Annotated in this window: 21 protein-coding genes and 1 tRNA gene; 14 read left to right on the plus strand and 8 right to left on the minus strand. The window is 62.7% G+C overall.

The genetic code is table 11. The features are described from left to right. Positions 1 to 11 precede the first annotated feature (11 nt). A complete protein-coding gene (locus tag AC3WG5_RS02990; RefSeq protein WP_492567724.1) occupies positions 12 to 398 on the plus strand; it encodes a cytochrome b562 in 387 nt (128 codons plus the stop codon). A gap of 48 nt (positions 399 to 446) precedes the next feature. Beyond that, on the plus strand, positions 447 to 998 hold the full coding sequence (locus AC3WG5_RS02995; RefSeq protein ID WP_492567725.1) for a cytochrome b: 552 nt from the start codon (positions 447 to 449) through the stop codon (positions 996 to 998). Between the two features lie 97 nt (positions 999 to 1,095). On the opposite strand, the gene AC3WG5_RS03000 is transcribed toward AC3WG5_RS02995, so the two are convergent. After that, positions 1,096 to 1,878: a DUF5602 domain-containing protein gene (locus AC3WG5_RS03000; RefSeq protein ID WP_492567726.1), complete on the minus strand. Its 783-nt coding sequence runs from the start codon at positions 1,876 to 1,878 to the stop codon at positions 1,096 to 1,098. Positions 1,879 to 2,058: 180 nt separating this feature from the next. On the opposite strand from AC3WG5_RS03000, the gene AC3WG5_RS03005 reads away from it, so the two are divergent. The 6 genes from AC3WG5_RS03005 to polX all read left to right on the plus strand — a co-directional run bounded on the left by AC3WG5_RS03005 (position 2,059) and on the right by polX (position 8,432). Continuing rightward, on the plus strand, positions 2,059 to 2,940 hold the full coding sequence (locus tag AC3WG5_RS03005) for a substrate-binding periplasmic protein (RefSeq protein ID WP_492567727.1): 882 nt from the start codon (positions 2,059 to 2,061) through the stop codon (positions 2,938 to 2,940). Positions 2,941 to 3,065: 125 nt separating this feature from the next. Beyond that, positions 3,066 to 4,223: a nitric oxide-sensing protein NosP gene (nosP, locus tag AC3WG5_RS03010; protein WP_492567728.1), complete on the plus strand. Its 1,158-nt coding sequence runs from the start codon at positions 3,066 to 3,068 to the stop codon at positions 4,221 to 4,223. Next, the gene (locus AC3WG5_RS03015; protein WP_492567729.1) at positions 4,213 to 5,352 is read left to right on the plus strand and encodes a sensor histidine kinase; all 1,140 of its coding nucleotides are present in this window, start codon (positions 4,213 to 4,215) and stop codon (positions 5,350 to 5,352) included. The genes nosP and AC3WG5_RS03015 overlap by 11 nt, the downstream gene beginning before the upstream one ends. Before the next feature lie 212 nt (positions 5,353 to 5,564). Further along, complete coding sequence (locus tag AC3WG5_RS03020) at positions 5,565 to 6,104, plus strand: hypothetical protein (RefSeq protein ID WP_492567730.1); 540 nt, start codon at positions 5,565 to 5,567, stop codon at positions 6,102 to 6,104. 46 nt (positions 6,105 to 6,150) lie between these two features. Further along, a complete protein-coding gene (locus AC3WG5_RS03025; protein ID WP_492567731.1) occupies positions 6,151 to 6,696 on the plus strand; it encodes an HPF/RaiA family ribosome-associated protein in 546 nt (181 codons plus the stop codon). Positions 6,697 to 6,710: 14 nt separating this feature from the next. Then, positions 6,711 to 8,432: a DNA polymerase/3'-5' exonuclease PolX gene (gene polX, locus AC3WG5_RS03030; RefSeq protein WP_492567732.1), complete on the plus strand. Its 1,722-nt coding sequence runs from the start codon at positions 6,711 to 6,713 to the stop codon at positions 8,430 to 8,432. 25 nt (positions 8,433 to 8,457) lie between these two features. On the opposite strand, the gene AC3WG5_RS03035 is transcribed toward polX, so the two are convergent. Beyond that, on the minus strand, positions 8,458 to 10,209 hold the full coding sequence (locus AC3WG5_RS03035) for a methyl-accepting chemotaxis protein (protein ID WP_492567733.1): 1,752 nt from the start codon (positions 10,207 to 10,209) through the stop codon (positions 8,458 to 8,460). Between the two features lie 462 nt (positions 10,210 to 10,671). Here AC3WG5_RS03035 and AC3WG5_RS03040 point away from each other — a divergent pair, with 462 nt between their 5' ends. Together AC3WG5_RS03040 and AC3WG5_RS03045 are read left to right on the plus strand one after the other, a co-directional pair. Beyond that, positions 10,672 to 12,339: an alkaline phosphatase D family protein gene (locus AC3WG5_RS03040; protein WP_492567734.1), complete on the plus strand. Its 1,668-nt coding sequence runs from the start codon at positions 10,672 to 10,674 to the stop codon at positions 12,337 to 12,339. Between the two features lie 402 nt (positions 12,340 to 12,741). After that, on the plus strand, positions 12,742 to 13,059 hold the full coding sequence (locus tag AC3WG5_RS03045; protein ID WP_492567735.1) for an Lpp/OprI family alanine-zipper lipoprotein: 318 nt from the start codon (positions 12,742 to 12,744) through the stop codon (positions 13,057 to 13,059). Between the two features lie 28 nt (positions 13,060 to 13,087). Here the strand turns inward: AC3WG5_RS03045 and AC3WG5_RS03050 are convergent, their stop codons facing one another. Continuing rightward, the gene (locus AC3WG5_RS03050) at positions 13,088 to 13,639 is read right to left on the minus strand and encodes a L,D-transpeptidase family protein (RefSeq protein ID WP_492567736.1); all 552 of its coding nucleotides are present in this window, start codon (positions 13,637 to 13,639) and stop codon (positions 13,088 to 13,090) included. On the opposite strand from AC3WG5_RS03050, the gene AC3WG5_RS03055 reads away from it, so the two are divergent. Beyond that, on the plus strand, positions 13,640 to 14,686 hold the full coding sequence (locus tag AC3WG5_RS03055) for a L,D-transpeptidase family protein (protein ID WP_482582142.1): 1,047 nt from the start codon (positions 13,640 to 13,642) through the stop codon (positions 14,684 to 14,686). A 110-nt stretch (positions 14,687 to 14,796) separates the two neighbouring features. Here AC3WG5_RS03055 and AC3WG5_RS03060 read toward each other — a convergent pair whose 3' ends face one another. The 5 genes from AC3WG5_RS03060 to AC3WG5_RS03080 form a co-directional block, all read right to left on the minus strand. Further along, on the minus strand, positions 14,797 to 16,185 hold the full coding sequence (locus tag AC3WG5_RS03060) for a sodium-dependent transporter (RefSeq protein ID WP_482582144.1): 1,389 nt from the start codon (positions 16,183 to 16,185) through the stop codon (positions 14,797 to 14,799). A 212-nt stretch (positions 16,186 to 16,397) separates the two neighbouring features. Further along, entirely contained in the window at positions 16,398 to 16,895 is a 498-nt protein-coding gene (locus AC3WG5_RS03065) for a TPM domain-containing protein (protein ID WP_492567737.1), read from the minus strand. A 2-nt stretch (positions 16,896 to 16,897) separates the two neighbouring features. Beyond that, positions 16,898 to 17,761, minus strand: a complete 864-nt coding sequence (locus AC3WG5_RS03070) for a TPM domain-containing protein (RefSeq protein ID WP_492567738.1) — start codon at positions 17,759 to 17,761, stop codon at positions 16,898 to 16,900. Next, complete coding sequence (locus AC3WG5_RS03075; RefSeq protein ID WP_492567739.1) at positions 17,761 to 18,393, minus strand: LemA family protein; 633 nt, start codon at positions 18,391 to 18,393, stop codon at positions 17,761 to 17,763. Before AC3WG5_RS03075 ends, AC3WG5_RS03070 begins: the two co-directional genes overlap by 1 nt. A 275-nt stretch (positions 18,394 to 18,668) precedes the next feature. Beyond that, positions 18,669 to 19,262: a BPSL1445 family SYLF domain-containing lipoprotein gene (locus AC3WG5_RS03080; RefSeq protein WP_492567740.1), complete on the minus strand. Its 594-nt coding sequence runs from the start codon at positions 19,260 to 19,262 to the stop codon at positions 18,669 to 18,671. A gap of 473 nt (positions 19,263 to 19,735) precedes the next feature. Here AC3WG5_RS03080 and AC3WG5_RS03085 point away from each other — a divergent pair. The 3 genes from AC3WG5_RS03085 (at position 19,736) to AC3WG5_RS03095 (ending at position 21,580) form a co-directional block, all read left to right on the plus strand. Beyond that, a tRNA-Tyr gene (locus AC3WG5_RS03085) sits at positions 19,736 to 19,820 on the plus strand. A 378-nt stretch (positions 19,821 to 20,198) separates the two neighbouring features. Next, a complete protein-coding gene (locus tag AC3WG5_RS03090) occupies positions 20,199 to 20,906 on the plus strand; it encodes a glutamine amidotransferase (RefSeq protein WP_492567741.1) in 708 nt (235 codons plus the stop codon). Beyond that, positions 20,897 to 21,580 (plus strand): MOSC domain-containing protein, encoded by a 684-nt coding sequence (locus AC3WG5_RS03095; protein ID WP_492567742.1) that lies wholly within the window; start codon positions 20,897 to 20,899, stop codon positions 21,578 to 21,580. Before AC3WG5_RS03090 ends, AC3WG5_RS03095 begins: the two co-directional genes overlap by 10 nt. Positions 21,581 to 21,732 lie beyond the last annotated feature (152 nt).

A 21,732-nucleotide genomic window follows, 5' to 3' on the forward strand; every position in this document is an offset into this window, starting at 1 on the left:
CTGAGACCCACATGAATACCTCTCGTCAGTTCAACCGCAAAGCTGGCTTCGTGACCATTGCATTGATGGTCTCCGCATTCGCATTCTGTTCGCCGGTTCAGGCGGGTGAAGTAAAGAATGTCATGAAGGACATGAAAGTCGCCATGAAAGGTGCCATGAACAGCACCACCATTCCGGAATTTTCTCAATATGCCAATCGGCTGCAGGTCGATGCGACCAAGGCCAGCAAGCTTCAATACAAAAGCGACGCTGAAACCTACCGCAAGGGGATGCAGGAGCTGCAACAAGAGCTTAACGTCGTCAACCAGGCCATTCACGCCAATGATTTGAAGGCAGCAAAAGCCGCCTTGCAAAAAATCAATGTCAGCAAAAAGCATTACCACGACTTGCTGACCTAAGCCTTGATTGAGCCCATCAGCAAAACATCAAACTCAGGAGTCACGTCCATGTCGGCCTTGTCGACCAAGAAATACCCGCTATCTGTTAGCCTTCTTCATTGGCTGGTAGCCATTGCCATCATAGGAAACCTGGCAATTGGCTGGATGCTCGACGACAACATGGACTTGATGTCGTTGCATAAATCGATAGGCGCCAGCGTTTTGATCCTGGCCGTGCTGCGAGTACTGAATAAGCGGATTCATCGCCGCGCCCTGCCCCCGTCGATCAATAGCAAGGGATCGAAACAGTACCTAGCCGAAAAAGCAGTACATGGCCTGTTGTACCTCAGCATGTTGGGTATTCCGGTATTGGGCTGGCTCAAAACGAATGCAGCAGGTCATGCGGTTAGCGTGTTTGGTCTGTTCGACCTGCCCACCTTGCTGGAAAAGAACCGGTCCCTGTCACCTCTGTTTGGGGATATGCACTCTGCCGCCGCAGCGGGCTTCGCCGTATTGCTGGGCCTGCATGTATCCGGGGCACTGATGCACTCGGTGCTCAAATCCGAAAACGTACTAGGCCGCATCCTACCGTTTTCTTTGGCCAAAGAAACTCGTCGCTAAAAAGAATCAAGCCCGCCTCTTGGCGGGCTGGTGCTTCTGATCTCTTGATGCGAGGGACGTCAGGGACGTGCCTGGCATGTCCCCTTGGCACAAACCTCTATTGCAAGTCTGCCAGCGTGACTTCGTAGCTCTTGCTGGCCGGGTCGTATTTGACGCTGTAGCTGGAAGGATAGAGTCCTTGCTTGCTGTAGCTTGCCGGCCTCGGGATGGGTGCCGAGAAATTGGGTTGCGACTCCAGGAACGAGAGTGCGGCCATGGGCTCGAGGAAGGTCAGCTTCTTGTCGTGGTAGCCGTAAATGAAGGTGGCCGTGAACGGCTGCCCCTGAAACTCCGGCGAGTGCGGGTTGACCGCGTGCACGCCCATCCCGGGCACGGCGGTGCCGGGGGGCACGATATAACCGGCGGGCAGTCCTTCGGCCGGCGGCTGCTGGGACGGATCGCCCGATTCACCCTCGTTCTTGAACGTCACCTTCATCCGTTCGGAAGGTTTGACCAGGTAGAAATGGAAATCGAAGTGCGGCACGTCGTACACCTTGGGTGGCGGATGGCCGGTAGATTCCCAGTCGATCACCACGTGGTCGACCACCGTCCTGGGACCTTTCCTTGGCATGCCGAGCTGATAGGGGAAATCGGCACGCCCGCCCGCCGCTGCGGCAGGCAGCCCTTGCAGCGCGGTCTCGGTGAAGACCAGGCCGATCGAGATCGGCTTGCCGCTGGCGTCCGTGCGTACAACGGTATGGGCCTGGCCCTGGCCGATGCGCACCGGTTTCCCTTCGTATACGGCCTCCTTGGCCTGCGCCCATCCGGCGGCCATTGTCATGATGGCGACCATCGCAAGGGTCAAGGGCGGCGACTTGCTGAGTGCATGCATTCCCATCATTCTTCTCACTCCCTGAAGTGGATAAACGGATTGCCGTCCGCTCGGCGGCCAACAACTGGTGTGCTTGCATCTTAGTGAAGCATGCCGCCTTTTTCAGGGCGAAAGCGGTACTCGCACCGTGAGCTAAGCTGAAGTACCCGCAACCGTCGCCGCCCTCCTGCCCTGATTCGTCAGACCCATATGAACACCCTGCTCCGTGCCTTGATGGCGTCGTTGTGCTTGCCCGCCCTGCCGCTGGCCGCCGTGTCGGCGCCGAGTATCCGGCTCGCTTCGGACAATTGGTGCCCTTACATCTGTGCCCAGGACAGTACGATTACCGGCGGCTTCATGGTGGAGCTGACCGGGCAGATCGTGTCCGCGGCCGGTTATCGGCTGGAGTCGTTGCTGATGCCCTTGAATCGGGCGATGACGTTGGCCGAAGAACGGGATATCGACGGTGTTTACGCCGCCCCCATCGATGACCGGCTGGTCCTGAGCCGGCCTCTGGCCTTTTCGCGCGCCTGCTTCTATACCCTGCAGCACAGCACGTGGCGCTACACCGGGCAGGCCTCGCTGCGGGCGGTGCCGCTCGGGGTCATTGCCGACTACGGTTATGATGGCGGCGCGTTTGACGCCTACCTCCAGGCGCGCCGGCACGCCGCTGATTCACTGCTTGATTTCAATAGAGGCCAGAATGCCGGCGAGACCAATCTCAACAAGCTGCTGACCGGGCGATACCCGGTGGCGGTTGAGCATGAAGCCGTGATGCGCCATCTCGTCCTGCGTCAAAAGATACCCCCCGACCGGGTTCGTAACGCCGGCTGCCTGGAGGGGCGATTGAAGCTGGTGATCGGCATTGGCAAAAACAACCCGAGAGCGCGGCAACTGATTCGCGCCATCGATGAGGGAATGGGCAAGATCAGGGCATCGGGCCAGCTCGACCGCTTGCGGGAAAAGTACCATCTCGACCCATCGCCCAAGCCCCGCACGTTTAACCACGCATGTCACAAACACGGCACACGCGGTGCACGTTGCACGTATAAAGAAGAGAGACGCCTCCATCGGGAGCGCGCCCGCAGGTGAGGCGATCGCTCAGCTCACGCTCAACGGCGGATTGGACGCCCCCGATCACACAGCGCTGCCTCTCCGCGGCTTCTGGCATCTCGGAACGAACGGGAGCCAACGCGACTTACAAAGGGCAAGTCATCGTGAGCATTCCAAACACCATCCGTACCGCACAATCGCGCGCCGGCGATGCTCGGGCGGCCGTGCGGGAGTTCTACGCCGGGGTCTGCCAGCCCGGGATGGCACTGGTCGTGTTTTTCTGTTCCAGCGATTACGACCTCGACGCGCTGGCGGACGAAATGACGAAGCTGTTTCAAGGTGTCACCGTGGTTGGCTGTACCGCCGCCGGAGAGATCGGGCCCGTCGGCTACCACGATCTAGGGCTGACCGGCGCCAGCTTTCCCGCGGCGTCATGCGCCGCGGTGTCAGGCCGCATCGGTGACTTGCAGCACTTCCAGATCGGCGAAGGCGCCGCCTTCGTGCAGCCCCTGCTGCAGCAACTGGAGGCCACCGCACCGGCAGTCGGCCCGGAGAACTGTTTCTCGTTCCTGCTCATCGACGGCTTGTCGCGCCGGGAAGAACCGGTGGCGCGCGCCCTGCAGGATGCTCTCGGCGCGATAACGCTTTTCGGAGGGTCGGCCGGAGACAACCTCAAGCTGACCCGCACTTGGGTATTCCACAACGGGGCCTTTCACTCCGACAGCGCCGTCCTGCTGCTGGTCAGCACCCGCCTGCCCTTCAAAATCTTCAAGACCCAGCACTTCGTCAGTGAGGAAGAACGGTTGGTCGTGACCGAAGCCGATGCCAGCCAGCGCATCGTCCGGGAAATCAATGGCCTGCCCGCCGCCGAGGAATACGCCCGGGTCATCGGCGTTGCCGTGGGGGATCTCAACCCGATGCGCTTTGCCGCCTCGCCGGTGGTGGTGACCATCGACGGCACTGACTATGTCCGTTCGATCCAGCGCGTCAACCCGGATGGCAGCCTGACCTTTTTCTGCGCCATCGACGAAGGCCTGGTGTTGCGCGTCGTGCGCGGCGTCGACCTGCTGGGCAATATCGAGCGCACCTTCGGCACGATCCGCGCCGAAATCGGCCCGTTCCAGCTGGTCCTGGCCTGCGATTGCATCCTGCGCAACCTGGAAATGACCCAAAGCGGGGCGAAGGAAGCGGTGGCCGAGCTGCTGCGCAAAAACCATGTCGTCGGCTTCAGCACCTACGGCGAGCAATACCACGGTGTGCACGTCAACCAGACGCTGACCGGCATCGCCATGGGTTACCCGCGAGAAGGCCATGCCCCCTGACAAAACGCCCCGGGATGACCGCGACATCCGCGGCGAAGACGCGCTCCGGGCTGAAATCACCCGTCTCAACAAGGTCGTCACGGCCCTGATGAACCGCGCCGAACGGGGGATGAGCACCCAGGGCTCCGATTTTGGCCTGTTCCAGACCGCGGTGATGCTGGAAGACCAGGTGCACGAGCGCACCAAGGAGTTGGAAGCCGCCCTGCACGAGAACGAAAAAATCAACCGCGCCCTGCATCGCGCCCAGGAGCAGATGGAGCGCGAGATCGAACAACGCAAGGAGGCCAACGAAGCGCTGGAGCGTGAAAAAGAAGAGCAGAAGTTGCTCATCGCCCAATTGAAACAGGCGATGAACCAACTGGTTCAGGCCGAAAAGCTGGCCTCGCTCGGCAGCCTGGTGGCCGGTGTTGCCCATGAACTGAATACACCGCTGGGCATCGGGGTGACCGTCGCGTCATCGCTCAAGGCGATGCTCGACACTCTCTTGGCGCAAGTCGATGCCGGCACGCTGCGCAAGCAGGCTCTGCTCGATTTTCTCGCCCGCAGTGGTGAAGCGGTGGCGTTGCTGGAAAACAACCTGCAGCGCGCCACCAACCTGATCGGCACCTTCAAGGAGGTGGCGGTCGACCAAACCAGCATGCGGCGCCGTCGTTTCGACCTGCGCCAAGCCATCGACGAAGTGCTGATGACGCTGCGGCCCAAGTTGAAACACACCGCACATCGGCTGGACGTCACCGTCGCCACCGGCATCACGCTCGACAGCTACCCGGGGCCGATCGAGCAGATCATTTCCAACCTCGTCACCAACACCCTGCTGCACGGCTTCGAAGGCATCGACTCGGGAACGATCCGGATCGAGGCCAAGCCCGATCAGGATCAGGTCACCCTCGCTTATTCGGACGACGGCATCGGGATGAACGAGGCCACGGCCAAGCATGCTTTTGACCCTTTTTTCACCACCAAGCTGGGCATGGGCGGCAGCGGGCTCGGCTTGTACATCGTCTACAACCTGGCGACCGCCGTGCTGGGCGGCAGCATCAGCGTGTCGAGCGCGCCGGGACAGGGAGCGCGCTTTGAACTGGTGCTGCCACTCACCGCGCCGGTGGCGCCCTCCCCGAGCGAGCACTGACGCCCAACGGGCTGACTCCTGATTCGGAGAGGCATCCGCTTCTACGCGGATGGGCCCGACGGCAGGCGCCTCTTGTCATATACCCAATCTGGCGCACACCGGCCGCCTGAAAGCTAAACTAAAAATACAGTCAAGGCTCACAAGAAAATACAGCGCCGGCGGGTGGGGCGTCGGGACGACCTCGACACGGCGACGGTGAAAGGCCACACGGGATGAAACGCCACGAAGCTGAAACGTATCTCGCCTTTTCCCCCGGGGAGCGCGGCCTGCTGTGCGCCATGCTCTACACCACCACCGAGCGCCACGTCATGGGCTGGTTCACCGGGGCCAAGGGCGCGCATTTCCACCGTGCCTTCTTCCTGCTGGAAGATTTCTTCACCGACGAACCCCAGCGTTTTCTTGCCACCAAGGATGGCGACCTCTACGGCGGCTGGGTGTACGACTACAGCCGTGGCCACCCCAGACTACAGGAGCCGATTCTCATCGACGACGACATCGGCCGCACGCTGGAAGCCTTGCAAGCCGATTTCGCCACCGAATGGCTGTTCTACCTCGATACGCCCGGCTACGAGGAAGACCTTGCCCGCTACCGGGCCGAAGGACTGCCGCTGCACGAAGTCAACATCCGCCACAAGCGCCTGGTGCGGCTGGATCACGGCGGCCACCCCTGGGAGCACATTTCCCCCAATGCCGACATGAACATCCTCGACTACATCCAGGAATACTGGCCGCTGGATTACCGGCTGCCCTGAGCCCTTTTGCCCTGCGCTACACGCGACAACACAGAGGAGAGCAAGCATGGCCTGTCTGCTGCAAATCAACTACGAAAACCTTCCCGAATCCGAAGCCCTTTCAACCCATATCCAGCAGAAGCTGGAAAAGCTGGAACAGTTTTTCCCGCGTCTCATCGGCTGCAACGTCACCGTCGGTTTACCGCACCGCCACTCCAACCAGGGCGAGCACTACTTCGTGCAGATCGACATGACAGCGCCTGGCACCGAAGTCGTCAGCAACCGGCAGAACCATGAAGATGTGTATGTGGCCTTGCGCGACGCCTTCGACGCCGCACGGCGCATGCTGGAAGACCATGTTCGTATACGGCGCGGCGAGACCAAGCAGCATATGGAGCCCACTCACGGCACCGTGGCACGCCTGCTCGATGGCTTCGGCTTCATCGAGGGCGAGGACGGCAACGACTACTATTTCTCGGCCGAGAACCTGGTCGATCAAGCATTCGACAAGCTCAGCGAAGGCATGGCGGTGAAGTTTCTTCCCGAGGCGGCGCAAGAGGGCTGGCAAGCCAAGCGTGTCAGCACCGGCAAGCAGCGCAACCATCCTGACTGACTGATTACCCCGCCATGCCCTTGCACAACGTCAGGATCAGCCAGGTATTCGAGGAAATTGCCGATCTTCTCGACATTGAAGAAGCGAACCCGTTCCGTATCCGCGCCTACCGCAATGCGGCCCGAACCCTGAGCGAATATCACCAGGAGCTGGCCGCGTTGGTGGCACAAGGGCTGCCTTTGCCCAAGCTGCCCGGCATCGGCGCGGATCTGGGCGCCAAGATCGTCGAGATCGCCCATACCGGCACCTGCGCGCTTCTCGATCGGCTGCGCGGCGAGGTGCCGCCGGCGGTGGCCTATTTGCTGTCGATACCCGGTCTGGGCCCGAAACGGGTCCGCACCCTGTATCACGAGTTGGCGATCACCTCGCCGTCCCACCTCCAGCACGCGGCAGAACAGGGCCTGGTGCGTCAACTGCCGGGCTTTGGCCCCAAGCTGGAACAGCAGCTGTTGCAGGCGCTGGCCAAGCACCTCGATGCCCATGCCCGGCTGGCGCGAGCCCGCGTGCGCCCGACTGTGGAAAAGCTGCTCGACTACCTGCGCCGCGTGCCGGGGGTACGGCAGGTCGAGGTGGCTGGCAGCTACCGGCGTCGCCGCGATACGGTCGGCGACATCGACATCCTGGTGGCCGCCGCGCCAGGCTACGACGTGCCGTTTGCCTTTACCGCCCATGAAGACGTCGACGAGGTGCTGGCGCAGGGCACAACCAAGGCCAGCGTGCGCCTGCAGAATGGCCTGCAGGTGGATTTGCGCGTGGTGCGCCCGGAGAGTTTCGGCGCGGCACTGCTCTATTTCACCGGCAGCAAGGCGCACAACATCGCGCTCCGGCTGATGGCGCGCGAGCGCGGCCTCAAGATCAACGAATACGGGGTGTATCGTGACGGGCAACGCATCGCCGGCGACAGCGAGGCCTCGGTCTACGCCATGCTGCATCTGCCCGTGATCCCCCCGGAGCTGCGCGAAGCGCGCGGCGAGATCGAGGCGGCACGCCACGGCAGCCTGCCCACATTGCTGACCTGGCAGGACCTGCGCGGCGATTTGCACACCCACAGCGTCGCCAGCGACGGGCAGAACAGCATCAAGGACATGGCGCTCGCCGCGCACGCACTGGGACTGGAATATCTGGCCATTACCGATCATTCGCCGCAGCAACGCCTTGCCCGTGGGCTGAACGAGGAGCGGTTGCTAGCGCAACTGGACGAGATCGACCGGCTGCAAAGCGCCGGCGGCTTGGGCGTTACCTTGCTCAAGGGGATGGAGGTCGACATTCTGGAAGATGGACGGCTCGATCTTTCCGCCGCGCTGCTGGACAGGCTCGACATCGTGGTCGCCGCGATGCACGACCATTTCAGTCTCCCACGCGCCAAGCAGACCAGCCGGCTGTTGCGCGCGCTCGACCAACGCGTACACATCCTTGGCCACCCCACCGGACGGCTGATAGGGCGACGTGCGCCGATCGCAGTCGATTTTGCCCTGGTGCTGCACCGCGCCCGAGAGGTCGGCTGTGCGCTGGAGCTCGATGCCCAGCCGCTGCGGCTGGACCTGGACGATCTGCACTGCCGCGAAGCCAAGGAGGCCGGGGTGCTGATCAGCATCAACTCCGACGCCCACAGCACGGCGGAGCTGCGCAACCTGCGCTACGGCGTGGAGCAGGCGCGACGCGGCTGGCTGGAACGGCAGGACGTGCTCAATACCCGCCCGTTGGCGCAACTGCAGGCCTTCCTCAAGCGGCGCTGAGCGGTGGCATGGCGAACCGCCCTGCTCACGTCTTGTAGCGCCGCATCACTCTTTCCAGTGTCTGCCCCAGCTCATGCAGCGATTGTGCCGCGGCCTCGGTCTCGCGCGTGCTCTCGGCGTTACGGGTGGCCGAGGCGCTGATATCGTCCATGGCCTGCGCAAGCTGGTCGATGCCGGCCAGCTGCTGCTGCGCCGAGACGGCAATCTGGGCCGCTGCCTGCGCGCTCTCGGCAATGCTCTCCGCCAACTGCCGGATCGACTCGCCGGCCGCTTTGGATTGCTTCACCCCCGATTCCACCGCCTGCGCCCCCTGCTCCGCCGTCTGCACGGCACCGCTGATCGCCTTGCCGATGTCGTTGAGGATGGACCGTACCTGTACCGTGGCTTGCTTGGACTGCTGGGCCAGGCTCCTCACCTCTTGCGCCACGACCCCGAAACCCAGCCCCTGTTCGCCGGTCTTGGCCGCTTCGATCGACGCGTTGACCGCCAGCAAATTGGATTGATCGGCCAGGTCGTTCACGGTGGCGATGATTTCGCCGATCATCATCGCATGCTCCGTCAGCTTGATCGTGCTGGCGGCAATCTGCCCCATGTGCTCGCGGATATGCAACATCCGGGCGACGGCATCATCCACCGACTCCTGGCCCAGCTGCGATACCTGGGCGGCGCGCTGAGCGGCTTCGGACACGTGCTGAGCCTTTTCGCTGGCGATCAGCGCGGTCTGCTTGGTCTCGGCCATGGTGATGACGGCCTGGGTCACCGCGCTGGCGCTATCGGCGGCACCGGAGGCGACCTGACTGGCGCCGCTCAGAATGGTGGTAGCCGAACTCGCCAACACCGCCACGCCGCCGCTTATTTCATGATTCATCTCGCGCAGGCTATCCACCATCTCTTCCAACGCCTGCCCCACACTACCCATATAGGACTGCGGGTCGACACGTACGGTCAGATCGCCCTCTGCAATGCGCTGGGCCAGCGCCATCAGCGTGGCATTCTTTTGCAGTTCGCTCTGATGCATCTGGGCGAGGCGCGCGTAGAGCATTCCGTTCTCGAGCAACAACATCAGCAGCACGAAACTGGCGGCCAGCAAGCCATAGATGCGCCCGGCATAGAAGCCCAGATCGAAGCGTCCGGCGTTGAGCATGGCGGACAGGGCGATATCGAACAGCCATGCACAGACCACCACCATCACCCACAGGTCGAGCACCGAACGCACCCGGCAGCGCCACAGCCGGACCAAGGCGAACAGACTGAAGGCCCAGACCGAGACGATGACGTAGACCATGGCCGGGGTGTAATGGTTGCCGCGCATGATTTTCGGGAGCGCGTCCTGCCCGACCGTGGCGGCCACGGTGAACGCACCCACCAAGCCGAACACGCCGGCCACCGCCAGGGGCGTAAACCGTGTCAGGCGACTGAGGCTACGCGGTTGATCCTTCAGCCAGGCGTAGGCGATCACGAACAGCGGAAACCCGGCGTGCCAGAACATATACAGCCAGGCCGTGCTTTGGGGGCCTGCCCCCAGCCATCCCCCCGGCGCAAAAAGATCGGGAAAAGTGAGCGCATGAACCGTGGCCATGCAGGCGGTAAAGAGATAGCCGCACGCCAGCACCAGTAATTCGGGGGTGCGCAAGATGCGGAACTGCCCGAACAGCAGCACCGCCGTGATCAGGTCGTTGATGACCAGCGCCGACTCGTAGACGGGAATAAAGGCCCAAACGCGCGGGAGCGGGAGCTTGGCAAACGGCACCAAGGCCAGAAATATCACGAGGGACACCAGCACCACCGTTTTGACAAGACGCCACTCACGCGGCGTCGGCAGCAACGTGGATAAATATGCCCGGCTCTCCTCGGCCACGTCTTGCACCATCGCCCTCCCCCTATCCGCCGGTAAAGACCCCGCCCATGCAGCACACTTGCCGTTTTACTTGTATAGCATGGTCATGCTGTTACTGGCGTGTCGACGTGCCCGCTCCTGGGAATCGCGTAACTGTCGCCAGGCGGCACAAGATGACTGGCGTCGACTTGTCAGGGGTGGACTCAAGAGGCTTTTGCCCGGGTAAACGCCGTGATGGATAGTGCGCCCCGCCCCGGGTCCGCGTGGGTTGACACCCGCTCGTCGGCGACCGCGCTGCCTTGCGGAGTGCCGGTTTTGTCCATAAAACAATGATATGCAATTGACGTTGCCATCGGCATTTGTAACGCCCTACGGCGCCAGCTGATCGATTACGAGGACACCATGGCCACCCTGCTTGATCCGACATCCAACGAACAGAAGTACAGCAAACTCACCAGCGGCGTCATTGTTGGGGCCACCACCGCCAACAGCACGCGGCTCTGGGTCCGCATCTACCAACCGGGCAAGTGGAGTCTGGTCGTCACGGCGAGCCCGCTGAGTGGCGACCTGGTACGGCTGGAAGAAAAGACGGTTCCCGCATTTCTGGCCGGCAACGGGATCGCGGTGGCCTATCTGGGCGAGCACGATTTCACGCATGACAACAGCCTGACCCACGTCTTCGACATCGCCGGCCTCAACCCGGATACCCGGTACTACTACGCGGTCATCGCCAGCGAACTGGATGCGGGCAAGGTGGCGCGCCGCACCGAAATCGGCGGCGATGCGCCGCGCCATTTCCGCACCATGCCGGAGGCTCCGTCCGAGATCGTCTTCGGCTTCTACAGCTGCCACGACCATATCAGCAACAACGGTAGCGCCGGGGCCTGGCCACACTATCTCGAACAGCTGGGAGACACCCGTGCCCATTTCTCGATCGGCGGTGGCGATCAGGTCTACGTCGACACCAACGGCAAGAATCGTTTCCTGGATATCTGGTCCTGGCTGAAGGACAACAAGAAAGCGCTGCTCGACAAGTTTGCCCTTGGCAAAGGCAAGTACGATGAGGCGGGCATCCAGCAATACCTGCTCGACATCTACCGCTGGTATTACCGCGTCTACTGGAGCGTGCCCGAGCTACGCTCGGTCTTCGAACAAGTTCCGCAGTACATGATCTGGGACGACCACGAGATCATGGACGGCTGGGGCTCATTGACCTGGAAGGAGCGCGCGGCGCAAATCTGCTCGTTCTGGGAGGAAGAAGACAGCAAACCCAACCTGATGCTGTTGCAATTGATGTGGAAAGCCGCCTGCCAGGCTTATTACGAATACGAGCACAGTCACAATCCCGCTACGTCCTACAACGCCGCGGACCCCGACCAATGCCAATGGGACTATGCTTTCCGCCATGGCGGCGCGGCCTTCTACGTGCTGGACATGCGCGGCCATCACGATGTCGAAAAGAACAAGGGCAAGAAAATACCCGACAAGAACATCTTGCTGGGTCAGGCCCAGTTCGACCGTTTCCGCCAGTGGCTGGGGAGCGAGGATGTGAAACAGGCCAATGCGCTGTTCATCATCTCGCCGGTTCCGGTGGTCCATTGGGTCGATCGCCTGGTCAACTACGCCGACCTCGGCGAGGCCAAGGATGATTTCAAGGACGAGTGGGGTCACGAAACCAACCAATGGGAGCGCAATCAGCTCCTGGAGACCCTGTTCAAAAGCATCGATCAGACCGGCAAGAAAGTGGTGTTTCTCAGCGGGGACGTGCACTGCGCCTCGATCTTCAGGATTCGCCACCGTAAATTCCCCGCCGCCAAGGTCTACCATGCCACCTCGAGCGCCATCTCCCGCAAGCCGGCTCCCAAATTGAGCCTGATCGGCATCAGTTCAGGCGGCGCCATGGAGAATAACGACAATGTCTTTACCGAACGACTGTACGCCCTGACGGGGTCCAACAACTTCCTGATGGTGCGGGCGCGCCCCGGGGCCAATCCGGAAATCATCATCGAATTGAACTGGGCGGGCGGTGACGAGGGCGAAATCACCAAACGCCGCATCGTGCTCGATTAAGGCAAGCCACCGCGGATCACCCGCCTTCTGTTCCACGCGGGTCAGGGCCATTGCCGGCCACGTCCTCGTGCCATGGCCCTCTTTCCGGCAGGTGGCCATCCTGCCGTCATCACCTCCGTTTTGCGGGGCGGCGACATCCCCGTATTTCATCGTGATACGCATGCTGTCGACCTGAACTAACATGAATTGCCACCCTCTTAGTGAAGTAGGGCCGGTTCAGATAGATTTCCGGTGACGTGACGGTACGGCAGCCTGCGCCGCGCAACCGGATGATGCTCCCATCGAACCGGCCAGCTAGTGGGGCGGGTCCGCCCCGGCGGGTGCCTTGACGCCCAGTATCGATTGTTTTTTCGGCGAACGGAGCACTCGCTTTATCCTGTCTGAAGTTGAAGGAGGAAAGCCATGTTCCGATCACGTTCCGTTCGCACTTCCGTACTGACTTCGTTACTGGGGGCATCCCTGCTGTTGCTGGGCGGGTGTGCCAGTTCAGGGGATGTCGACAAGCTGCGCGCCGATGTCACCCGTGCCCAGCAGACCGCCGATCAGGCGATGAAAGCGGCAGCCGCAGCTCAGGCCTCGGCCGACAGCGCCGGCCAGAAAGCCGACCAGGCGATGACGGTGGCGAACCAGGCCAACCAGACCGCCAACCAGGCCAACCAGACGGCCACCGATGCCAATCAGCGGCTGGATCGGATGTTCAAGAAAACCATGATGAAGTAGACGAAAGCGAGCGGGTGGGCCTCCGCGTTCAGCGGATGACCACTCGCATGCCAAGCCGCGCCCAGTGCGCGAATTGGTGCAGTTGCGCATTGCTGAGCGCGACGCAGCCATTAGTCCAGTTGAAGTCACGATGAATACGATAGCTTCCGCGCCCGACGCCATGAATGCCGATGGCGCCCCCCAGCGCAGTGAATTGCGGCGGCAGCCGTCCGGCGCTGGCCGCCAACAGAATATCGTCACGGGTGCCCGCATCGATGCGGCCGTCGTGAAAAGCTTGCTCGGCGTGTTCCGGGCGGGGGTAATCGAGTTGGTAGAAACTGCCGAATACGTGCGGGGTGCGAATGCGCATGATGTGGAAGCTGCCCAACGGCGTGCTGCCATCGCCGTGGTAGTGGAGCGGCGCGACGCCGCCCCGCCCCACCGAAATGTTGTCGAAGCGCTGCAGCGGGCGGCTGCCCTGGTACACGGTAAGGGTGCGGGCGGCGGTATCCACCTCGATCCAGCGCTCGGTACCAGCTTGGGCGGGCATGCTCAGCGCCAGCCACATCAGGGTCAGTGCATACCGGATCAGCCTCGCCATGTGTCTCGCTCCCTTGCCCGCCTTGTCCTGCCCATAACGCTGGCCGTCATCGGCTTGGCCCCCGCGGCGGCCGCTACCTTTGCGCTGCCGACCGACGGCTCGACCGTAGTGGGCCAGGTACTGGTGGTCGAACCGACCGGCAACAACACGCTGCCCGACATTGCCCGCCATTACGATATCGGCTACGAGGAGATCGCTCGCGCCAACCCCGAGCAGTCGGTCTGGACGCCGCACGGCGCCGTGGTGGTGCCGCGCCAGTTCATCCTGCCGCCCAAGCCGTGGCAGGGCGTGGTGCTGAACATCCCGCAGCGGCGGCTGTACTACTTTCCGGCAACCACCAAGGGACAGCCACCGCAACAGGTCATCACCTATCCCATCAGTATAGCGCGCGAGGGCTGGTCGACCCCGCTCGGGGCCACCCGCATCAAGGCTAAATTCAAGGACCCGGCCTGGTTCGTTCCGAAGAGCATCCGCGACGAGCATTTGCGCGAGGATGGCGTCGAGCTGCCGGAGTACTTCCCCCCGGGCCCCGACAACCCGATGGGCATGCTGGCGATGCAGACCGGCTTCCCCGGCATCTTCATCCACGCCACCAACCGGCCGTGGGGGGTGGGCCTGCGCACCAGTCACGGTTGCCTGCATCTGTATCCCGAGGATGCCGCGCAGATTTTCCCGCAGATGAAGGTGGGGACGCCGGTCAGGGTGATCGACGAGCCCGTGCTGGTCGGCAACGATGGCGGCCGCTGGGTGATGGCCACCTTCGAACCGGTGGACGAGTACCCGGACAAGGTTCCGCTGGAGCAGCGGGTCGCGCAAACGCTCTCGACCGTGCCCCTGCCGCCCGATGAAATCGACCAGGAGCGGGTAATGCAACTGGCCACCACCCCGCAACCGGTGCCGGTCGCGCTGTCGGCCTCAGAGCCGGGCCTGGACGACTGGCTCAGCGAGTTGCCCGTCGAGCCGTACAACTTCGAGCCCTACGGCATCGATGCCAACAATGCCCTGCTGCCTCGCCTCCCCGCCAGCGAGGAAATCGAATTGCCGTAACCATGCGCCAAAGGTTGGCCGAAGAAGCGTGAGTTCGGCACCGTGCGTTCGTCAACGCTCCGGGCGCACCATGCAAAAGAGCCGCATTGCGGCTCTTCGTGCTACCGGGTTCAGATCAACCCGAGCCCCTTGAACATCACCAGCAGGATCAGCAGCGGCGTGACCAGCTTCAGCAGCCCGTGCAGGCCCTTCACGATCCGGCCATTGTCCAATACCCCCTGATTGCTCAGCGCCTCCAGCATTTTCTGCTTGCCCCAGACCCAGGCCACGAACAGGCAGATGAAGATGCCGCCCAACGGCAGCAGGATGTTGGAGGTCAGGTAGTCGAACAGATCGAAGAAGGTCATGCCGAACAGTTTGACGTCGGCCAGCACGTTGTTGGACAAGGCGCAGCTGGAGCCGATCAGGCCCAGCAACAGCAGGTTCAGCAAGGTGGCGCGGGGGCGGCTGATACCGAAGCGGCCCACCATCACCGATACCGGCACCTCCAGCAGCGACAGCATGGCACCGGTAGCCGCCACGGCCGCCAGCACGAAGAACAGCACCATGAACACGTGGCCGAACGGCATGCTGGCGAAGACCGCCGGGATGGTGATGAACAGCAGCGCCGGCCCAGCGCCGGGCTGGAAGCCGAAACTGAATACCGCCGGGAAGATGGCGATACCCGCCAGCATCGACACGAACAGATCGGCGCTCATCACGCGCAGCGTGGTGGTTGGGATGTTCTGGTCGTCGCGGAAGTAGCTGCCGTACGTGATCATGGTGCCCATGCCGATGGAGAGCTTGAAGAACGCCAGCCCCATGGCGACCAGCACCACTTCGCCGCTGATCTTCGACCAGTCCGGGGTGAACAGGAAGGACAGGCCCTGCGCCGCGCCCGGCAAGGTCAGGCTGCGTGCGCCAATCACCAGCAGCAACACGAACAGCAGCGGCATCAGCTTCTTGGTCACGGCCTCGATGCCCTTGGCCACGCCAAACAGCAGGATTCCGCCGATCAGCAGCAAGACCCCCCACTGCCACAGCAGCGACTGCACCGGATCGGAAATCAGCCCCTTGAAGGCCGCCGAAGTGACCGCCGGGTTGCTGGAGAGGATGTCACCACGCAGCGCCTTGAACACATAGGCAAACACCCAGGCCGCCACCTCGGTGTAAAACGCCATGATCAGAAACGCCGCAATCACGCCAAAGGCGCCGATCAGCCACCACGGTTGTCCCGCCGGAGCCAAGGTACGCAGCGTGGTCACCGCATCGGACTTCGCCTTGCGGCCCAGCATGATCTCGGAAATCATCACCGGCAAGCCGACCAGCAGCGTGGCCAGCAGGTAGATCACCAAAAACCCGGCGCCGCCGTTGGCACCGGTCACGTAAGGGAATTTCCAGATGTTGCCCAGCCCAACCGCCGAGCCGAGCGTGGCGGCCAGCACGCCGAAACTGGAAGAAAACGCATCGCGGGTTTTGCCCGTTGCCGCCGTGGCCGCGTGTGGAGTGTGATTTTTCATCGAAAACTCTGCCTGAAACAAATGACAAGCCCGTCCCGCTTGTGGCGGGGACGGGCGCTCGGGCGAGAGTGTACGAAGTTTTGATCTGGCCGGCTATTGCCTGGTCGGCCTACTTCCAAAGTCAGAACAGGAAGCGTCGGCGTCCGGCGCTGGGTGGCAGCAAACCGGCATGCGGGGCACGAGAGCGCGGGCGAACCATGCCGCCCTGCCCGTCACAGCACCACCGGCCGATCGGACAGTTCGTTGACGCGATGCCCCTCCCCCGGGAAATGTTCCGCCAACAGATGGGTGACCGCGAGGATGCCTTCCACGGCCCCTTCTTCGTAGTGGCCATGGCTGAAGGAGGTTTCCATGATCCGGCAAATGCGCTGCCACTCCTGAGCGTCGACCTTGGCATGAATGCCTCGGTCGGCGACGATCTCGACGTCGTGATCCGCCAGCAGCAGGTAGATCAGAACACCGTTGTTGTACTCGGTATCCCATACCCGCAGCAGGGAAAATACGTCGAGGGCCTGCGCCCAGGCCGTATGGCCACGAAGCAACGCCGAGGTATGCAAGGCACCCTCGACGGCAAAGCGCACTTGTCCGGCATGAAGTCGCTCGCCGTCCTTGATGGCCACTTCGATTGCGTTCAGGGTACTGGCCGTGAAACAGCGCCGGACTTGCCAGGGCGTCACGGTCAGATGCCGAACGATACGTTTGATATTCATGCTCACCACCTGCCCGAGGCGCCGCCGCCTCCAAAACCGCCACCGCCGCCGCTGAACCCGCCGCCACCAAATCCACCGCCCCCTCGGCCGCCGGACCAGCCGCCGCCGCTATGCCATCCGCCGCGCCCCCCCATGCCGCCCAGCAAGGTAAAGAAAAAGGCCATCAACCCCGCCGTGAGCGCCAGCGTGATCGCTCCCAGCACCATCCACGCCAGCACCGCGACCGCACTGCCGGTCACGATCGCCGCCGGCAACCGGCCCAACAGCAGGCGCAGGAATCCGCCCACGACGAACGCCACCACCACGACCAACGGCGCCAGCGAGGACACGCTGACCTGGCGCTGCGCCGCGGGTCTTGACGGCGGCGGCAGGGGCTCGCCGTTGACGACCCCGATGATGCGCGCCACCCCGGCCGTGATGCCGCCGTAGAAATCGCCCTGCTGAAAACGCGGCACGATGATCTCGCTGATGATGCGCTTGCAGGTGGCGTCGTTCAGCGCGCCTTCCAGGCCGTAGCCCACCTCGATGCGCAGGTTGCGGTCATTCTTGGCCACCAGCAGCAGCGCGCCGTCGTCCACGTTCTTGCGGCCGAGCTTCCATTGTTCGACCACGCGCAGCGCGTATTGCTCGATGGCCTCCTCCCCCGTGGTCGGCACGATCAGAACCGCCAGCTGGCTGCCCTTGCTCGCCTCGAAGGCGCGCAGCGTCTGCTCCAGCGCCGCCGTCTGGTCCGGGCTCAAGGTGGCGGTCTGGTCGACGATGTGAGCGCTCAGCGGCGGCACTGCCATCGTCTGGGCGCCAGCCCCCAGGCTCCAGCTCAGGGCCACGGTCAGCAACAGGCTCCACAGCACGCGCCAGGCCCGCATCAGGAACCCCCGGCGGCTTTGGGCGGTGTCGACGGCGTGGGCGTGCTGCCGAAATCGACACGCGGCGCGGTGGAGAGCGCCTGTTCGTTTTCCACGGTGAAGTTGGGCTTCACCTTGAAACCAAACGCCATGGCGGTCAGGTTGGAGGGGAAGCTACGCACGGTGACGTTGTACTGCTCAACCGCCTTGATGTAGCGGTTGCGGGCGACGGTGATGCGGTTTTCCGTGCCTTCGAGCTGGGCTTGCAGGTCGCGGAAATTGGCATCGGCCTTGAGCTGCGGGTAGTTTTCCGAAACCACCAGCAGCCGCGACAGGGCGCCGCTGAGTTGGGCTTGGGCCGACTGGAATTTGGCCAGGGCGTCCGGATCGTTGGCCAGCTCCGGCGTGATCTGGAGGCTACCCACCCGTGAGCGCGCCTCGGTGACCTGCGTCAGCACCTCTTTCTCATGCGAGGCGTAGCCTTTGACGGTGTTGACCAGATTCGGCACCAGGTCGGCACGGCGCTGATACTGGTTCAGCACCTCCGACCAGCTGGCCTTGAGCTGTTCATCATTGGATTGCAAGGTGTTGTAGCCGCAGCCGGACAAACTCAGCAGCATGACGGCAAGCAAGGCGATCCATAGCTGGCGCATTCGATTCCCCTTTGGATATGGCAGCAAGGCACTCAGAGCAGGCATCGTTCGGCTCTGCACCGGGCTGCCCTGAATCATTTCATTACAGCTTAACCGGTAACAAAAAACAAAATGACATCAAGGTGAGAGACAGGGGAAACGGAGATGCCCGGACTTCATGGCAGAGACAGGCCGGCGCACACCACAGCGGCAGTCGTCGTGACCACGACGACTCCCGCCATTGCAGAAAGCGCTACAGCAAGAAGAATGATGGGCGATCACTCCCCGCCCACCGGCTACAGGTTCAGCTTGGAAACCTTGGTGCCTTCAAACGTCAGGTTCGCCATCAAGCCGTTGTTGGTCAGGGCAAAACCCACCACCGGCTGTTGCGCCGTATTCAGGTCGATATCGCCATTGGCACCCATTTTCAGCAACGCCACCGAGGCGTCCGCCCCTACCGTCCAGCCCGAGCCAGAGCGGAATTTGTCGAGCGCGTCCTTGGTCATGAAAAGGAAGATGATGGCCTTGGACTGGGCGCCGATCTGCCAGCCGAACGAGGCACTCGCCGTCTGATAGTAGCCCGAAGGCTTGCCGTCAACCCGCAGCGCCCCCTTGCCGTACTCGCCGCCGACAACCAGCCCGGCCGCGATGACCGACGGGAAGATCAGCACACCGTGGGCTTTGGCCACCAAGGCGCGAGAACTCGGCGCGTTACGGTACAGGCGTGCCAACGTGGCGTCGTACCCGGCGTCGATTTCACGCGCTTCGCTCGCTGCATTCATCGAGCGAGTCGAAGGCGATTCGCTCATCTTGCCGGTGGTGGTCGTGCAGCCGCTGGCCAACACCGATAATGCTGCCACTAATCCAATGCATAACTTTCTGGTTTGCATATCGTCCTCCTGATGGTCTCGAGGTAGTACCGGGGAACACGATTGCCCCCGGTGGAAGGCAGTTGAAGTGCGTGGGATGGAATCGGCCCCGCACCGCCTGCCGCGACCGTGAACGGCACAGCCCCCACGGATGACCTGAAGCAGTACGGCAACGATGGTGATGGAAAGATGAGATGAAGCAAGTTGCCAAGCGTATACAACGTCAGCCCGCCGAGAACCGACCACAGCCAGATACCATGACCATGGACTGAAACAACACGACTTCTCGGCATGCCACGACAGGGGAACTACGAGCCTTGTCCTCCGTTATAGCACCCTGACACATGACACAGGCGGCCGGGTAGCAGGCCAGCATCCGCTTTCCCGGCCAGTGAAGAAAACCCTCTGTATCGGGGCGGATAATTTTGCCGGCAAAAAAACGTTGCAATGCATTGACGCCACGAGCGGGAATCGATATTATTCGCCGCTCTTCAGGAGGGATTCCCGAGCGGTCAAAGGGATCAGACTGTAAATCTGACGGCTCTGCCTTCGAAGGTTCGAATCCTTCTCCCTCCACCAGTATTCGATAGAAAGCCCGGACATTTGTTCCGGGCTTTTTGTTTTTCCTGCCCAGCACCCAGCTAATGACAGCCGATTGCCGAGCGTCGACGTTCACCGTCGGCATGCCGTCATCGTCGCCCTGCTTTCACTTCCAGAAGCTCTCTAAGCGCTCCCTCTTGCAACCCGATGCACAATGCGGCCGTGGCGTCATGTAGCGTGGCCGACACCTGTCGCCGGGCCTTCCTGACCGCCGATGTCCCGGAACGCCAGACGGTAATGGGTTGCCAAGGCTGGAACCATTCACCCATAGGGCATACCATGATGCTCTACCCCACCCCCGTCAGCCATGCCCACCGATCCGGTGGTCAGCACGCGTTCCCACAAGGAGATAACGTCATGAAATGCCTGGCATTACGGCATGTAGCCTTTGAAGACTTGGGCGTCTTCGACACCGCATTGAAACAGTTCGGCTATGACGTCGAGTACCGCCAGGCCGGCATCGACCGGATGGAGGCTGACGACTGGCTCAGCCCCGACCTGCTGGTGGTACTGGGGGGCCCCATCGGCGTCTACGAACAGGCTGATTACCCTTGGTTGGGGGGCGAGATCGATGGCGTGGCCCGACGCCTGACTCAGGGTCTGCCGACGCTCGGCATCTGCCTGGGCGCACAGATTATGGCCGCTGCGCTCGGGGCCCGGGTCTACCCCGGCCGGGCGAAGGAAATCGGCTGGGGCGCGGTCTCGCTCTCGGCGGCCGGCAATCGCTCCAGCCTGTCTTGTTTGCAAGAGGTGCCGCTGCTGCACTGGCATGGCGACACGTTCGACCTGCCGGCCGGCGCGCAGCTGCTCGCGTCCACCGAGCTGACCCCGCACCAGGCTTTTGCCTGGGGCAACAACGCGCTGGCGCTACAGTTCCACCCCGAAGTCGACGGCCATCTGATCGAGGCGTGGCTGATCGGGCACAGCGGCGAGTTGCAGCATGCCGGCCTGTCGGTTCCCGAGCTGCGTGCCGCCAGCCACCGCTTCGCCGACCACGCGGCCCGGGCCGGCGCGGCGATGCTGGGCGCCTGGCTGCGGCAACTGGGTACGACGCGATGCGAATAGCGGTGGATGCGCTGCTGGTCGGCCGTTCCGCACCGCTGGCAGGCACTTCTCACCAGAGCGGAATCCACAAGAGCCTGGTTGCGACGCCGCTCTGGCTATCGGAACAGGGCTTCGACGGTGACGAGCAGGCGGACCGACGGGTGCACGGCGGTCCGGAAAAGGCCGTTCATCATTACCCGCGCGATCACTACCCCGCCTGGATCGAGCAGTTGGGCGCGCAGCCGCTGCTGCTGGCGCCAGGTGCCTTCGGCGAAAACCTCTCAACTCGCGGCCTCACCGAAGAATCCGTCTGTGTGGGGGATGTTTTCGAGTTGGGCCAGGCGGTGGTGCAGGTGTCGCAGGGACGCCAGCCGTGCTGGAAGCTGAATGCCCGCCTGGGGCACAAAGGAGCGGCCAGGTTGATGCAGGACATGGGCCGGACCGGCTGGTATTACCGTGTGCTGCAAACCGGCTGGGTGCGCCCGGGGGATGTGCTCGTGCTCGCCGAGCGTCCTGAACCAGCCTGGCCCTTGCTGAGGGTGATCCACGCGCTGTTCGGGCGAGAGCCCGAGCACATGCGCGAGTGGGCCGCCGCCGCCGAGCTGGCGCCACTGGCCGAGAACTGGAAACGCACCTTCCGGCGCCGCCTCGAGAGCGGCGCAGTGGAAGACTGGTCGAGACGGCTGGAAGGCTGAAGGCGTGGCCGGAGCCGATCTTCCCGGCTTCGGCCAACCCCGCCTCCGAACACGGGCGCGACGGGGCGAACCGCGCTCAGAACCTGCTTACGATCTCGCGAGCTAGAGCGAGACAAGGCAAAAACGACTGAGGAAGCGGCGTTTACACGTGG

This window comes from Pseudogulbenkiania sp. FW507-F1, assembly GCF_058781125.1.